Below are 14,035 nucleotides of genomic sequence, written 5' to 3'. Positions count from 1 at the left end.
TACCGGCTCCGTGACACGGGTACTCAGGAGCGACCGGCGGGAGTTGTCAGGGAGGCCTCCATGAAGGCGGACCGGATCGCGGATCCATGGGGCGCCCGAACGCCGTACCGGCGCCACGACCCCTGGCCCTCCAGGGTGGACTCCTATCTCGCGGAGGGGGTGGAGCCCGGCGCGGTGCACCGGTGGGTGCGGGCGGCGTCGCTGCTGCACTCCGGTGGTGACGCCATGGACATCGCCGTGGTCGACGGCCGTATGGCGGGCGTACGGGGGCGGGCGACGGAGCGCGTCAGCCGGGGCAGGCTCGGGCCGAAGGACCTGTTCGGCTGGCAGGCGAACGTCTCCTCGGACCGGCTGACCAGGCCGCTCGTACGGCGTGGCGGGCATCTCGTGGAGACGGACTGGGACACCGCGATGGAGCTGGTGGCCGGCCGTACCCGGGAACTGCTGGCGGAGCGCGGGCCCGGTTCGATCGGCTTCTACACCAGCGGGCAGCTGTTCCTGGAGGAGTACTACACGCTCGCAGTGCTGGCCCGGGCGGGGATCGGCACCAACCATCTCGACGGCAACACCAGGCTGTGCACCGCGACGGCCGCCGAGGCGCTGAAGGAGTCCTTCGGCTGCGACGGCCAGCCGGGCAGCTTCGACGACCTCGACCACGCAGACGTGATCGCGCTGTTCGGCCACAACATGGCCGAGACGCAGAGCGTGCAGTGGGCGCGTGTCCTGGACCGGCTGGCGGGCGGCGATCCACCGCGGCTGCTGTGCGTGGACCCGCGCCCGACCCAGGTGGCCCGGCACGCGACCGTGCACCTGGCACCGCGTGTCGGCACCAACGTGGCGCTGCTGGACGCCCTGCTGCACGAGACGATCCGGCACGACCGGGTCGACCGCGACTTCGTCGAGGCGCACACGGTCGGCTTCGAGGAACTGTCCGAGCGGGTCGCGTCCTGCACGCCCGAGTGGGCCGCGGGCATCTGTGACGTCCCGGCCTCGCGGATCACCGAGGCGGCCGAACTCGTCGGCACCGCGGACGCCCTGCTGTCCACCGTCCTCCAGGGCGTCTACCAGGCCCACCAGGCCACCGCCGCGGCCGTGCAGGTCAACAACCTGCACCTGATCCGCGGGATGCTGGGCCGTCCGGGCGCCGGCGTGCTCCAGATGAACGGGCAGCCCAGCGCGGAGAACACCCGCGAGTGCGGTGCCGACGGCGATCTGCCGGGCTTCCGCAACTGGCAGAACGACAGCCATGTGGCCGACCTGGCGAAGGTGTGGAACGTCGAGCCGGACAGGATCCCGCACTTCGCGCCGCCCACGCACGCGATGCAGATGTTCCGCTACGCCGAGCAGGGCTCGATCGGGATGCTCTGGATCAGCGGCACCAACCCGGCCGTGTCACTGCCGGAACTGGCCCGCATCCGCGCCCTGTTGGCCCAGGAACGGCTCTTCACCGTCGTACAGGACCTGTTCCTGACGGAGACGGCCCGGCTCGCCGACGTCGTGCTGCCGGCCGCCACCTGGGGCGAGAAGACCGGCACGATCACCAACGCCGACCGGACCGTCCACCTGTGCGAGAAGGCGGTCGAGCCGCCCGGCGAGGCCAGGCCCGACCTGGACATCTTCCTCGACTTCGCGCGGCGCATGGACTTCCGCGACAAGGACGGCGGACCGCTGATCGGCTGGCGGGAGGCCGAGGAGGCGTTCGAGGCCTGGGAGCGGTGCAGCGCGGGCCGCCCCTGCGACTACACGGGCCTGTCCTACGACCGGCTGCGCGAGGAGGGCGGCGTCCAGTGGCCGTGCACCGAGGCGAACCCGCGGGGCACCGAACGGCTCTACGCGGACGGCATCACCTGGGCCCACCCCGACGACTGCGAGAGCTACGGCAAGGACCTGGAGACCGGGGCCGCCATGGATCCGGCGGAGTACCGCTCGCTCAATCCGGACGGCAAGGCCGTGCTCAAGGCCGCCGCGTACATCGAGCCGCACGAGATGCCGGACGAGCGGTATCCGTTCCAGCTCTCGACGGGCCGTACGCTCTACCACTTCCACACCCGGACCAAGACCGGCCGCGTGCCGCAGCTCGACGAGGCCGCGCCCGAGGTGTGGGTGGAGGCCTGCGCGGCGGACGCGGTGCGGCTGGGGCTGGGCGAGGGCGATCTCGTCCGGGTGGCCACCCCGCGCGGCGCCCTGGAGGCGCGGCTGCGGGTGACGGACATCCGGCCGGGGCTGCTGTTCGTGCCCTTCCACTACGGCTACTGGGACACCGAGGAGGGCGACGGCCCGGACGGCGGCGGCCCGGGGCGCGCCGCGAACGAGACGACGATCACCGACTGGGACCCCGCCTCCAAGCAGCCCCTGTTCAAGACCGCGGCCGCCGCGCTCTCCCTCGTCACCCCCGCGGACGGACGGCACGCCCCGGCGCCGACCACCACCGCGTCGGCTCCGTCGGACCCCGGCTCCGTGCCGGCCACCACCGGCGGGCGGCAGGCGTACGCGACACAGAGCAGTGAGCCGGGAGGCACGCCATGAAGGACGGCATCGCCCACACCCTGCGCGCCCTGCACCACGGGGAGCAGCGGCTGGCGTGCGACCTGGTGGCCGTGTCGGAACGGCACGCCGAGGAGCACGAGGTCCACCATGTCGCCACCGACCTCGCCGCCTGGTCGCGCGACCATGCCGGACGGCTCGCCGAGTTCGCCGCGGCCGAAGGGCTGCGCCTCGACGACGACACGCCGGAGCCCACCACCGGCGAGGGATCACAGGGACTGCTGCTCCTGCACGACCTGCGCGCCCTGCACCTGGCCGCCACGGAGAACTCGCTGCACTGGGAGATGCTCGCGCAGGCCGCCCGGGCGACCCGGGACGAACGGCTGCTGGAGCTGGTGTCGGCGTGCCACCCGCAGACGCTGCGCCAGCTGCGCTGGACCGACACGTTGATCAAACAACTGTCCCCACAGGTCCTGACAAGCCTGTGACCAGGCATAGGGAGTGCGGCTGAGGGCACCCGAGGGGCGGAGGTGGAAGAACATGGGACACGGAGGAAACGTCGTCGACGAGCTGGTGACCGATCACCACGAGGTCGAGGAGCTGTTCGGGAAGATCGAGGCGCTGGCGCCCGGTGACAAGAACCGGAAGGTCTACGCCGACCAGGCCACCATGGAGCTGATCCGGCACTCGGTCGCGGAGGAGGAGTACCTCTACCCGGCGGTCCGGGAGCACCTGGTCAACGGGAACACCATGGCGGACCGGGAGATCGAGGACCACTCCAAGGCCGAGCAGCTCATGAAGGACCTGGAGAGCTGCGAGGCGGACGATCCCGAGTTCGACCGGCTCATTGGTGAGCTGATGACCGAGGTCCGCTCGCACATCGCCGAGGAGGAGGAGACCCTCTTCCCGCAGCTGCGTGTCGCGTGCTCGGAGAAGGAGCTGAACGAGCTGGGCGACAAGGTGCGCCGTGCCAAGAAGATGGCGCCGACCCGCCCGCACCCGTCGGCCCCGGACACTCCTCCGGCGAACAAGCTGCTCGCCCCGGGGGCCGGCCTGGTCGACCGGCTGCGGGACGCGCTCTCGGGCCGGGGCAAGCACGACTGAGGCCCGGGGACGCGGTCCCCAGCGAGCGTGGGCGCACGACCGACGTCGCTGCGCTCGATCAGAGGGGCGGGGGAAACGCCCGTGCGTTTCCCCCGCCCCTCTGGCATGCCCGTCAGGCGGCGAGCGCCTCGTCCGACCCCAGCCGGTCCAGGAGCTCGCCCCGGTGCAGCCCGGCCACCGGGGCGAGCAGGTCCGGGTGGCGGAGCAGGGCTGCGGCATCGCGGTCGGTGGCGTCCGGGGCGAGCAGCCGGCGGAACGCGGCCGGCGAACCCGTCGTGTGCTCGCTCTCCGCGATGTCCGCCACCGCCCGTTCGGCCAGCCCGGGGTCGCTGAGCAGACAGGCCGCCCAGCTGGCCACGACCTCGTCCACCCAGGTGCGCCAGGCATGCTCCTCGGCGTCCCGGTCGGCAGCGGTGTCCGCGCCGGAGACCCAGTCGAGACGGGCGGAGCCGCCCGGGCCCGCCATGCCGACGAGCGCGGCGTCCATCGCCGTCGGATAGCGCAGCCACGCGGCGACCGTCACGGCCTGGCGTGCCTGCACCTCGCACAGCGCGGCGGCCAGCGCGCCGCCCGTCGGCGGATAGGCGCGGGTCAGCCAGTGGGCGGTCGCCGCGATGACCGGGGAGAGATCTGCTTGCACTGCCGGGCCGCCCGAGGTGCTGGTGGGAGAGGGGACTGCGCGAACCGTAGCCCGCGGGCCCGCCAGGACGACATGGCTCCGGTCGCACCCGGCACGTGGCTTCGGCCACACCGGCCCCCTCCCGCGCCTACGCCTCCAGCCAGAACCGGGTGCGCTTCAGCCACAGATCCAGCAGCTCCGAGTCCCCTCGCGTCTCGACCCCGGGCGCCGGGCGGGCGTAGAGGAACAGGAGCAGGTCCGTCACCGGCCCGCGCACGCTCGCGGAGGCCGGGCCGGCCCCGCGTCGCCACCCCGGCCGCTCGCCGCCGAGGTCCAGCAGCCACTCCCCCGCCGCCCCCGCGTCGAAGCCCAGGGTCCGCCCGGGCCCGAGCAGCTCCGGCACGCCCGGCAGGGGCTCGTAGGCCTCGGGCACGGTGGAGAACTCCAGCCACTCCTCCACGGCGTCCACCGCGAGCGACTCCTCGACCACGAACTCCGCCCCGGTCACCAAGGCCGCGTCGGCCCGGTGCAGCAGGGTCTCGTACGTCATGCGCCGGGCCCAGAACATCGTGGACTGCTGGACCAGTTGCTCGTCGGCGGGGGTCCACACCGGTACGTCGGGTCCGGTTGCGCGCAGTGTGCCGGCCAGCCGCGCGGCGCCTTCCACGAGCCAGTCGCCGAGCGCCCGGTCGTCGAGGCCGGCGTAGGCGGCGGGGTCGTCGACCGGGTCGTCGTCGATCGGCTCGGTGGCCCGGGTCCGTACGATCTCCTCCGCCCACCGGTGGTCGCCGCCCACGTGCCGCAGCAGCCGCCCGAGGTGCCAGCCGGGGCAGGTGGGTACCGGCGCGCTCGAATCGGCGCCCCGGACATGCTGGGCGAGCAGGCCGGTCTGGGCGACGATCGCGTCGCAGTACTCGTCGAAGGCCAACAACGCTTCCCCCATCGCTGCACGATTCGTTGTTCCTGCCACCTAACCTGACTGCTTCGGGTAGCACCAGCGAACAGAGGGAGACACGGCCATGCAGGTCGGGGCGGGGAACAGGTGGCTGCGGATGGCCCATGTGGCGTTGCTGGCAGGGGTGCTGACGGGCTGTTCGGAGGCCGCTGAAGGTGACGACTCCAAAGAGTCCGCGCGCCCGTCGGCGACGGCGGAGGCTTCCGGCCCACAGGACACCGCCGCGAGCAGCGGCGGCACGATCGGCGCGGCCGGCTCGGCGTGCGAACTGCCCGTCACCTTCGACACGGCGAAGAGCTGGAAAGCGGAGGCGGTGAAGGCGCCGCTGAGCCAGGGGCCCGTCACCTTGGCCTGCGAGATCGACGCGAAGCCCGCGGGCAACATCGGGTTCCTCCGCGTGTGGGCCGGGACATCCGGTGCCGCCGACGCCCGGAGCGTGTTGGAGGCCTTCGTCGCGGCCGAGGACGGGGTGAGCAAGGCGAAGTACAGCGCCTTCACGTCCGGCGGCCTCTCGGGGGTGCAGGTCGAGTATTTGTACGCCAGTGAGCTCCTGGAGGAGACGAAGAAGGAGAGCGCCTTCGCCGTCACCACCCCGGACGGGCCGGTGGTGGTGCACCTCGGCGGACTCGACACCGAGGAGCACGAGGGGATGCTCCCGGCGTACGAACTCGCGCGGCGCACCCTGCACACCGTTTGAGACCGGGCGAGCGGATCAGGCGTCGGTTCCCGTGTAGAACGCGATCGTCGCGGCCGCCGTCCTCGTCGCCGTCTCCTGGTCCGCGCCGGAGGCGGCGTACGCCTCGCCCCACCCCTCGCCCGAGCCGGTGATGAACGCGCTGCCGTCGGGCGTGGTGTGCCAGGTCGCGGCCTCGTCCTTGCTGAGGCCGCCGCCGGCGAGGTGCAGGGCGAGTCCGTAGAGCCCCAGGTCCCAGCCGACTCCGACGGCACCGGGCCCGAACTGGTCCCAGAAGTCGTCCGGTACGACGGCCACGTGCTCGAGTTCGAGGACCGTGCGCTCCCCGTCCTCCGGTGTGAGGCGCACCTCGACCTCGCTGAAGCCCGGGTCTGGGCCGTACAGCCAGCTCACCCGCAGCCGCTCGGGTTCCACGCAGTCGAGGATCTCGCCGCCCGCGTTGCCCTCCAGCTGGTAGCGGCCGCCGACCTTGAGCTCGCCGCTGACCGGCAGGAACCAGCGCGCGATCCGCTCGGGGGAGGTCACCGCGTCCCACACGTCGGCGATCTCGGCGTCGTACGTACGGCGCAGCAGGACCGTCCGGGCCTTTCCAGCCTCGACCTGCCGGGTGCCGACCCGGCGGTGCATACGGTTGATCGCGTCGGCGATCTCACTCATGCTCGCTCACCTCTCCTCGCAGCCTGCGCCCGCGCTGTCCTCGCGCGAGCTCCGTTCCGAGCGCGTCGAGCCGCTGGTCCCAGAAACCCCGGAAGCGCTCCAGCCAGGCGTCCACCTCCCTGAGCGGGGCGGCCTCGACGGCGTACAGCCGCCGGTTGCCGTCGGCGCGCACAGCGGCGAAGCCGCTCTCCCGCAGCACTTTCAGATGCTGCGAGACGGCCGGCTGGGAGATCCCGAACTCGTCCCGGATCACGGCACTGACCTCGCCCGACGCCTGCTCCCCTGAGGCGAGCAGTTCCAATATCCGGCGTCTGACCGGATCCCCGAGTACGTCGAACGCGTGCACGCGACCCACTATGCCACCCCTCACTTATATAAGCCAAGGCTTAAGAAGAGGCCGGGGTCGCGGAGCGCTCCGCGACCCCGGCCGTTGCCGGTGACTCAGAACCTGGTGAACACGGTCACGCCGGTACCACCTCGGATCCCAGCATGGGATGGCGCGCGGCGACCTCGTCCGGCACGGCGAAGGCGTCGGTGAGCGTCAGGGCGTGCGGCACCAGCGCGGCGACGGTGGCCTCCAGGACCTCCGGCAGATAACGGACCTGCTCGGGGGTCAACCGCTCATGGGCGAGCAGTTCACCGCTGTGCGCGGCCACGTAACGCAGGGCGAACAGCCGGTGCAGGTGGTCCAGCAGAAGGGCCACCTGCGGCTCGGCGGCCCGCCCTGCCGCCGCGAGGAGTTCCTCCGCGGCCAGCCGGTGGACGTGGGCGTCGACCAGGGACAGCGCCGCGCCAGAGGCGCCGTTCCAGCGGTCGAGGGGGGAGCCGGCCCGTTTCGCGCGCAGTCGCACCCGGGCCCGCTCGTGACGTATTCGCTCCAGATCCCCCATCAGGTCGTGCAGATGGGCCGGATCGTGCAGGCTCCGGGTGGCCGGGGGCACATCGCTGGGCGGCCTCGGGATGAAGCCGCCCAACAGCAGCTCCCCGGCCGCCTTGACCCAGATGACGGTGTTGTCGCCCTCCGCGGTGATCGTGCCCTCGTTGGCCGCGAGCTGTCCCGCGATCCCGTTGGAGAGCAACAGGCCCTGTGCGCCGCAGCGTTCCCGGCACTCGGTCATCACGGCACGGGCCTGCCAGGTGATCCAGCCCTTGGCGACGGCCACCAGCCGCTCGGCGTCCTCGCGCTCGTCCTCCGCGGCCTCCGCCCATCGCCGCACGACCTCACGCTGCAGCAAGGTGGCGGCGTAGGTCGTGGCGAGTGCCTCCACGAGCGGAGCGTGGTGGGTGCGATGGGCGAACAACGGCACCCGCTGCCCGCTGGTCATCCCCGAGGTGACCCGCTGGTGGGCGTGGCGCACGGCGACGGCCAGGGCGTGCCGCGTCACCCCGAGGCTGTAGGCGCTCATGCACAGCTTGCCCATGGTCACGCGGCCGATGGAGCGCAAAAACCGTTTGCGCGGACTCCCCAGGCAGGAGACGAGTTCACCCTCGTCCGTGAGCCGACCGTGGTCTCCCTGGAGCATGGCCGTGCGCGGCAGCCGGACCCCGTGGAAGGAGGTGGCGCAGTGGTCGACCGGGCTGCTGGCCGTCTGGGGCAGCAACTCCACCTCCACGCCCGGCAGATGACGGCCGTTCGTGTCGGTCAGCGAGGTCAGGAAGAGGAAGACGCCCTGGTCCTTGCCGTCGATCACCAGACGGGCCGCGACCAGGGCGTCCTTCGGGCCGCCGGCCACAGAGGTGTTGGGCATCCATTTGCGTGCCCCCCGCGTCGGGGTGGTGAGCACGAAGCCGCCCGTCTCCCGGTCCAGGGTGGCGGTGGTCTCCAGTTGGGGGGCGTCGTTGCCGTGCGCCTGCTCGGTGCACAGGAAGGTGCCGATGCGTTCCATCCGCAGATAGGGGCCCAAGTCCCGCCCCTCGTGGTCGTGTTCGAGCAGGCTGCCGAGGAACAGGTTGTAGTGGATGCTGGCGAGGGTCGTCATGCCGGCGTCCGCCACCCCGGCCCACTCGTGCAGGGCGCTCAGGGCGACGGGGTCCCGCGCCAGGGCCTGGGGGTCGGGCACCGCCGCGTTCACCGTGCGGAGGCGTTGATAGGACAGTTCCGTGCGCTCCTGGTGGGTCAGCCCCTCGTGGTAGGCGAACACGTCGGAGCTGAACAGGCGGCGCCAGGGTTCGTGCATCTCGGCCTGCGCACCGAAGAGGAGGTGCCGGATCGCGGCCGTCTCGGTCAGCGGGGGTGTCGTTACGGGGAGTTGAGAGGTGATCACATCGGCAACGTAGTCCGAGGCACCCCCTGATCACATCATGATCATCACCACGATTGAACCTCCGCGCGTGGTGGTAGTTACCCCTTAAACAGCCTCTCCAATACCACAAGCCACGATCTGCACAAGGGTGATTCCCCACCCACGCGGCACTTTACGCCCGCTCGTCGGAGCGACGTCGTTCACCCTCTCGGCGTGTCGCCATGGCGGGTCGGCCGCCGCGGCCCGCGCCCCCTCACCACCCGCTGACACGGCTCCAGAACGCCTGGACGACCGTCGCGCCCGCCGTCGGCCGCGTGCCGTCGACCACGTGGTAGCCGTGGTGTTGGGCGGCGGTGGCGCAGGCGTGGTTGGGCAGGACGCGCAGGCGGGTGCCGATGGGCAGGTCGGGCAGACGGGTGCCGTCGCGGGCGGTGAGGGTGCCGTGTTCCTGACTGGCGGCCGTCATCACCAGGCCCGGGACCGGGTTGCCGTCGAGGTCGGTGACCAGGCCGTACCCCTGGTCCTGTGCCTGGGCCGCGGTGCCGCGGTCGCGGGACATCGCCATCCAGCCGCCGTCGGTGAGGATCCAGCCGCGCTCGGAGCGGTGGCCGATGACGGTGACGACGACCGACAGGGCGAGGTCCTCCACCCGGCAGACACCGAGGCCGGCCATCACCAGGTCGAAGAACACGTAGGTGCCCGCGCGCAGTTCGGTGACTCCGGTGAGGTCCTCGGCCGCATGGGCGGTGGGGGTGGACCCGACGCTGACGGTGGCCACGGGCAGGCCCGCCGCACGCAGCCGCTCGGCCGCGGCGACGGCACTGTCGCGTTCGTTCCTCGCCGCCAGGCGCTGCTCCTCGGCCGTCCAGGCGAAGTAGGACTCGCCCGCATGGGTCAACACGCCGTCCAGGCAGGCCGCTTCGTGCAGGATGCGGCCGATCTCGGGGAGAGCGGGCGCTTCGGGCCTGAGGCCACCGCGGTGACCGTCGCAGTCGATCTCGATCTGGGCGGGGACGGGAAGTCCGGCCCGGCGGGAGGCCTCGGTGACGAACTGCGCCTGCTCCGCGCTGTCCAGCAGGACGCGCAGGGTGACACCACGCCGCAACAGGGCTACGACACGCGGGAGTTTGTGGGGGTCGACACCTACGGCGTAGGTGATGTCGGTGTAACCGCCCTCGGCGAACGCCTCCGCCTCGGCCAGGGTGGACACCGTGACCGGGCAGGGCGGGCCACCCTCGTGCAGAAGGGCGGCGACATCGAGGCTCTTGGCCGTCTTCACATGGGGCCTCAGGGTGACACCGAGCCGGTCGGCCCTGGCCGCCAACCGCTCGGCGTTGCGCCTGACCTTGTGGACGTCGACGACGGCGAACGGGGTGTCCGGATCGGCCAGGGTCCGCGCGGCGGCGCCGGCCGAACTCTGATCAGCGCCGGCAGGGGGCTCAGGTCTCACAGGGGGATGTCCCTCTTCTCGAGTAGGGCCAGGACCAGCTTCACTTGCTGTAGTTGTAGACGGTCGCCCGGGACACGCCGAGCAGATCCGCGATGGTCTGCGCCGCGTCCCGCGAGTCGAAGTACCCGTCCCGGTGCAGCCGTCGTACGAGGGCCTTCTTGTCCTGTCTGCTCAGCGACCGGGGCGTGGCGGCCCGCTCCGCGGCCAACTCCTCCACCGTCCGGCGCAGTTCGCGCGTCGTGCGGTCCCGCAGGGTCTCCAGGGGCTGCTCGCGGTGCTCGGCGTCCGTGGCCACGAGGTTCGACAGGGCGAGCGTCACGGGTGACAGCACCGACACGTCGAGGTTGAGACACAGGGCCGCGACGTACTCACCGGCTTCGTTCTTGATCCCTATGGACGTGCTCTTGGCCGGGCGGCCGTCCGGGAACCGGTTGGGATAGTTCTGGATGACGCTCGGGTACCCGGGATCGGCGATACGCGCCAGCCCCAGCTCGGTCGCGGAGTCCCCGACCCGGCGCCCGGAGAGGTTGTTCTCGATCGCCCGGATCGCGTGCCGAGGATCCCGCAGGTCGTGCAGCACCACCTCGCACAGACCCGGAAACATCCGGCCGAGCGCGGCAGCGATCTTCTCCGCCTCGCCGATGAGGTGCTCGTCCGCACCGTCGACCACTTCTTTCCCCACCGGCGCTCCGCCCCCGGACTCGAATGGACTGATTGTCCAGATCTGGATATTCAGCCTAAGAGTGTGACCAGCGGTTGTCCAGCAGGGTGAGCGAGGTATACATATGGCCGCCCGGGTGCGGGCCGGTGGACTTGTGACGCATTCTTGCTGTGTCGCCCGCGGGACGGTGCACGGACTAGGTAGGGCCGATGACTGGGAGCGTCGAGGACGCACACCCGACGGCCGGGCGGTTGACGGCGCTGCTGATCGACGCTTCGACGGAGGCGGTCAGTGCGGCCGACGGCCACGCCGGAGGGGTCTATCTGCGCTCCCGCACGCCCGGACTGCTCCGGCTCGCCGTCCTGTCGGGGCTGCCCGGACCGCTGTTCCGCCCCTGGTGGCGGCTGCACGCCGACCGGCCCTTCCCCGTCGCCGACGCCTACCGGCTCGGCGTCCAGGTGGCCCTGCCGAACGCCACCGAGACGATGCGCCGCTACCCGCAGTTCGCCGCCGGACTGCCGTTCCAGTTCGGCTCGCTCTACGTGCCCGTCATCGGCGGGTCCACGACTTTCGGCGTGCTGACCGTGCTGCACCCTGCCGTCACCGACGCCGCCGAGGTGCTGTCCGGCCGCGACCGTGTGGTGCGCCTCGCCCAGGAGCTGGGCGAGGCCCTGCGGGACCTGGAGGACGGTGACCCGGACCAGGTCGCCTGGGAGGGCGAGCCCGTCTGTCTGCGGCCCCCGACCGCCTCCACGTCCGTGGGGCGCGTCGGGCGCTTCTCCTGGGACCCCGAGGCGTCCGACATCACCCTGGACGAGGACCTGCACACCCTCCTGGGCGTACCGCCCAGCGAGTTCGCCGGCACTGTCGAGGCGTTCGCCGAGGCCGTGGCACCCAGCGACGCGCACCGCATCCTGGCCACCCTGCGCGACACCGCCACCGGCCGCCCTCCCGCCCTGCCCCTCTACCTGCGGGACCAGGACGGCGAACTGCGCCTGCTGGACCTGTGGAACGCCTACGACCCGCCCGACGCACCCGCGGTCCGCGGCGTCGTCGTGGCCCCGGGCCCCGCGCCCACTGCGGACTCGGCGGCCGACCTGCTGCCCGACGGCGTGTTCTGCGTGGACCGGCTGGGCCTGGTCGTCTACGCGAATCCGCGCGCCGCCCAGCTCCTGGGCCGCCCTCGCGCCGAACTCGTCGGCCGGGACCTGTGGCAGGCCGTCCCCTGGCTCGCCCGCCCCGAGTTCGAGGACCACCTCCGGGCAGCCCTCCTCACACCGGACCCGGTCCACTTCCATCTCGCCCGGCCGACCACGCAGGAGCCCGAGACCCGGCCGACCGCGCGGGACGCCGGAGCACCGCGGTCCGCGCAGGAGACCGGGTCACCCCCGGCGACTCAGGACGCCGGGCCACTGCAGCCCGCTCGGGACGCCGAGTCACCGCGGTCCGCTCGGGACGCCGAGCCACCACGGTCCGCGCAGGACGCCGGGCCACCACCGCCGACTCAGGACACCGGGCCACCGCGGTCCGCTCAGGACGCCGAGCCACCGCGGTCCGCTCAGGACGCCGAGCCACCACGGTCCGCGCAGGACGCCGGGCCACCACCGCCGACTCAGGACACCGGGCCACCACGGTCCGCGCAGGACGCCGGGCCACCACGGTCCGCGCAGGACGCCGGGCCACCACCGCCGAATCGGGACACCGAGTCACCGCCCTCGGCTCGGCACACCGGGTCACCGCAGCAAGCTCAGGACGTCCCGCCCACCCCGCAGCCCTACGAAGGCGACTGGCTCGCCCTGTCCGTGCATTCCGGGCCGGACCGGCTGACCTGTACGATCCGGCCCGCGAGCCGGGTGACGGCCGGCCCCGCGGGGCAGGCGGCCGCAGAGGCGTCCGAGGCGGACGTGAGCCCGCTGGCACACCTGTACCGGCCGATCGCGCTGGCCATCGCCCTGACCGAGGCGGTCACCGCCCGGCAGGTGTCCGCGGTCGTGGTGCGGGAGCTGCTGCCCGCGTTCGGCGGCCGTCGGCTCGCGATCTACCTGCTCCAGGAACGGCATCTGTACCTGGAGTGGGAGACCGGCTTCCCCAAGGGCTTCCTCGCGCCCTTCGACGGCGTGGACATGGGCACGCGCCTGCCCGGCGTGGAGACCCTCACCACCGGCCGACCGCTCTTCTTCGACTCGATGGAACAGCTGAGCGCCGCCTACCCCGGTATCGCCCTGGACGCCACCGAGGGCGCGCGGGCCTTCCTGCCGCTGATCGCCTCCGGGCGGCCGGTCGGCTCCTGCATCCTCGGCTTCGACCGCCCGCGCAGCTTCAGCACCGAGGAGCGCACGGTGCTCACCGCACTGGCCGGACTCATCGCCCACGCCATGGAGAAGGCACAGCGCTACGAGTCGGAGACCGTGCTCGCCCGAGGCCTCCAGCAGGCACTCCTCCCCCGCCGGCTCTCGGCGCACCCGCAGCTGGAGACCGCCGGGCGCTATCTGCCGGGCACCGCGGGCATGGACGTCGGCGGTGACTGGTACGACGTCGTCGAGTCCGGTGACGGGCTGGCCCTGGTCATCGGGGACGTCCAGGGGCACGGCGTGCAGGCGGCGGCCACCATGGGCCAGCTGCGCAGCGCGGTCAGGGCGTTCGCGCTCGGCGACCGGCCGCCGGACGAGGTCCTGAGCAGCACCAACCATCTCCTCATCGACCTCGATCCCGGCCTGTTCGCCAGCTGCTGCTACATCCGGCTCGACCCCGCCACCGGACGTGCCAGAGCGGCCCGCGCCGGCCATCCACCGCCCCTGTTGCGCAGCCCCGACGGCCGCACCCGGGTCCTGGACCTGCCCGGCGGGGTCGTCCTCGGGGTGGCCCCGCGGGCCGGATATCCCGTGACCGAGCTCCAGATGGAGCCCGGCGCGATCCTGGCGCTCTACACCGACGGGCTGGTGGAACGGCCCGGCAGCGACATCGACGAGGGCATCACCGCACTTCGGGTGGCCCTCGCGAAGGCCGGCGCCCCGGCCTCCCGGCCGGGCGGCCGGTCCCTGGCGGGCGTGGCGGACCGGCTCACGGCGAGCGCCCGGCACGCCCAGGACCGCCCCGACGACATCGCCCTGCTGCTCGCCACCCGGCGCTCGACGCCCTCGGCATCACCGTGAGGAGGATCTGGAGGGT

General features: G+C 72.4%; 12 protein-coding genes. 5 read left to right on the top strand and 7 right to left on the bottom strand.

Annotated features, from left to right (window positions below; all coding sequences use genetic code 11):
* The first annotated feature begins 60 nt into the window (after positions 1 to 60).
* The 3 genes from ABZT06_RS16315 to ABZT06_RS16305 are packed head-to-tail and all read left to right on the top strand — an operon-like array spanning position 61 to position 3,588.
* Positions 61 to 2,526: a nitrate reductase gene (locus ABZT06_RS16315; protein ID WP_355740660.1), complete on the top strand. Its 2,466-nt coding sequence runs from the start codon at positions 61 to 63 to the stop codon at positions 2,524 to 2,526.
* Positions 2,523 to 2,972 (top strand): hypothetical protein, encoded by a 450-nt coding sequence (locus ABZT06_RS16310; RefSeq protein ID WP_355740658.1) that lies wholly within the window; start codon positions 2,523 to 2,525, stop codon positions 2,970 to 2,972. Before ABZT06_RS16315 ends, ABZT06_RS16310 begins: the two co-directional genes overlap by 4 nt.
* A 52-nt stretch (positions 2,973 to 3,024) precedes the next feature.
* Entirely contained in the window at positions 3,025 to 3,588 is a 564-nt protein-coding gene (locus ABZT06_RS16305) for a hemerythrin domain-containing protein (protein ID WP_355740656.1), read from the top strand.
* A gap of 112 nt (positions 3,589 to 3,700) precedes the next feature.
* On the opposite strand, the gene ABZT06_RS16300 is transcribed toward ABZT06_RS16305, so the two are convergent.
* Both ABZT06_RS16300 and ABZT06_RS16295 read right to left on the bottom strand, forming a co-directional pair.
* Complete coding sequence (locus tag ABZT06_RS16300; protein WP_355740654.1) at positions 3,701 to 4,228, bottom strand: hypothetical protein; 528 nt, start codon at positions 4,226 to 4,228, stop codon at positions 3,701 to 3,703.
* A 127-nt stretch (positions 4,229 to 4,355) separates the two neighbouring features.
* On the bottom strand, positions 4,356 to 5,150 hold the full coding sequence (locus ABZT06_RS16295; RefSeq protein ID WP_355740652.1) for a maleylpyruvate isomerase family mycothiol-dependent enzyme: 795 nt from the start codon (positions 5,148 to 5,150) through the stop codon (positions 4,356 to 4,358).
* A gap of 76 nt (positions 5,151 to 5,226) precedes the next feature.
* Here ABZT06_RS16295 and ABZT06_RS16290 point away from each other — a divergent pair, with 76 nt between their 5' ends.
* On the top strand, positions 5,227 to 5,859 hold the full coding sequence (locus ABZT06_RS16290) for a lipoprotein (RefSeq protein ID WP_355740650.1): 633 nt from the start codon (positions 5,227 to 5,229) through the stop codon (positions 5,857 to 5,859).
* A gap of 15 nt (positions 5,860 to 5,874) precedes the next feature.
* Here the strand turns inward: ABZT06_RS16290 and ABZT06_RS16285 are convergent, their stop codons facing one another.
* The 5 genes from ABZT06_RS16285 to ABZT06_RS16265 form a co-directional block, all read right to left on the bottom strand.
* Positions 5,875 to 6,513: an SRPBCC family protein gene (locus tag ABZT06_RS16285; protein WP_355740648.1), complete on the bottom strand. Its 639-nt coding sequence runs from the start codon at positions 6,511 to 6,513 to the stop codon at positions 5,875 to 5,877.
* A complete protein-coding gene (locus ABZT06_RS16280; RefSeq protein ID WP_355740646.1) occupies positions 6,506 to 6,868 on the bottom strand; it encodes a metalloregulator ArsR/SmtB family transcription factor in 363 nt (120 codons plus the stop codon). Before ABZT06_RS16280 ends, ABZT06_RS16285 begins: the two co-directional genes overlap by 8 nt.
* A gap of 106 nt (positions 6,869 to 6,974) precedes the next feature.
* The gene (locus ABZT06_RS16275; RefSeq protein WP_355740644.1) at positions 6,975 to 8,777 is read right to left on the bottom strand and encodes an acyl-CoA dehydrogenase; all 1,803 of its coding nucleotides are present in this window, start codon (positions 8,775 to 8,777) and stop codon (positions 6,975 to 6,977) included.
* 232 nt (positions 8,778 to 9,009) lie between these two features.
* The gene (locus ABZT06_RS16270) at positions 9,010 to 10,206 is read right to left on the bottom strand and encodes a DSD1 family PLP-dependent enzyme (protein ID WP_355740642.1); all 1,197 of its coding nucleotides are present in this window, start codon (positions 10,204 to 10,206) and stop codon (positions 9,010 to 9,012) included.
* Positions 10,207 to 10,246: 40 nt separating this feature from the next.
* A complete protein-coding gene (locus ABZT06_RS16265; RefSeq protein ID WP_355740640.1) occupies positions 10,247 to 10,888 on the bottom strand; it encodes a PAS domain-containing protein in 642 nt (213 codons plus the stop codon).
* A gap of 188 nt (positions 10,889 to 11,076) precedes the next feature.
* Between ABZT06_RS16265 and ABZT06_RS16260 the strand changes: the two genes are divergently transcribed.
* Positions 11,077 to 14,019 (top strand): SpoIIE family protein phosphatase, encoded by a 2,943-nt coding sequence (locus ABZT06_RS16260; protein WP_355740638.1) that lies wholly within the window; start codon positions 11,077 to 11,079, stop codon positions 14,017 to 14,019.
* The last annotated feature ends 16 nt before the right edge of the window (positions 14,020 to 14,035 follow it).

It is taken from the genome of Streptomyces sp. NPDC005483 (assembly GCF_040606035.1).
In the GTDB taxonomy this organism is placed as follows: Bacteria; Actinomycetota; Actinomycetes; order Streptomycetales; family Streptomycetaceae; genus Streptomyces.
The sequence above is the reverse complement of the archived record's forward strand: the minus strand, read 5'-3'. Positions and strand labels throughout refer to the sequence as shown.

Excerpts from the sequence above, each read along its gene's own strand:
- ABZT06_RS16315 (WP_355740660.1), top strand. The coding sequence starts at position 61 with ATGAAGGCGGACCGGATCGCGGATCCATGGGGCGCCCGAACGCCGTAC.
- ABZT06_RS16305 (WP_355740656.1), top strand. The coding sequence starts at position 3,025 with ATGGGACACGGAGGAAACGTCGTCGACGAGCTGGTGACCGATCACCAC.
- ABZT06_RS16310 (WP_355740658.1), top strand. The coding sequence starts at position 2,523 with ATGAAGGACGGCATCGCCCACACCCTGCGCGCCCTGCACCACGGGGAG.
- ABZT06_RS16285 (WP_355740648.1), bottom strand. The coding sequence starts at position 6,513 with ATGAGTGAGATCGCCGACGCGATCAACCGTATGCACCGCCGGGTCGGC.
- ABZT06_RS16295 (WP_355740652.1), bottom strand. The coding sequence starts at position 5,150 with ATGGGGGAAGCGTTGTTGGCCTTCGACGAGTACTGCGACGCGATCGTC.
- ABZT06_RS16260 (WP_355740638.1), top strand. The coding sequence starts at position 11,077 with ATGACTGGGAGCGTCGAGGACGCACACCCGACGGCCGGGCGGTTGACG.
- ABZT06_RS16290 (WP_355740650.1), top strand. The coding sequence starts at position 5,227 with ATGCAGGTCGGGGCGGGGAACAGGTGGCTGCGGATGGCCCATGTGGCG.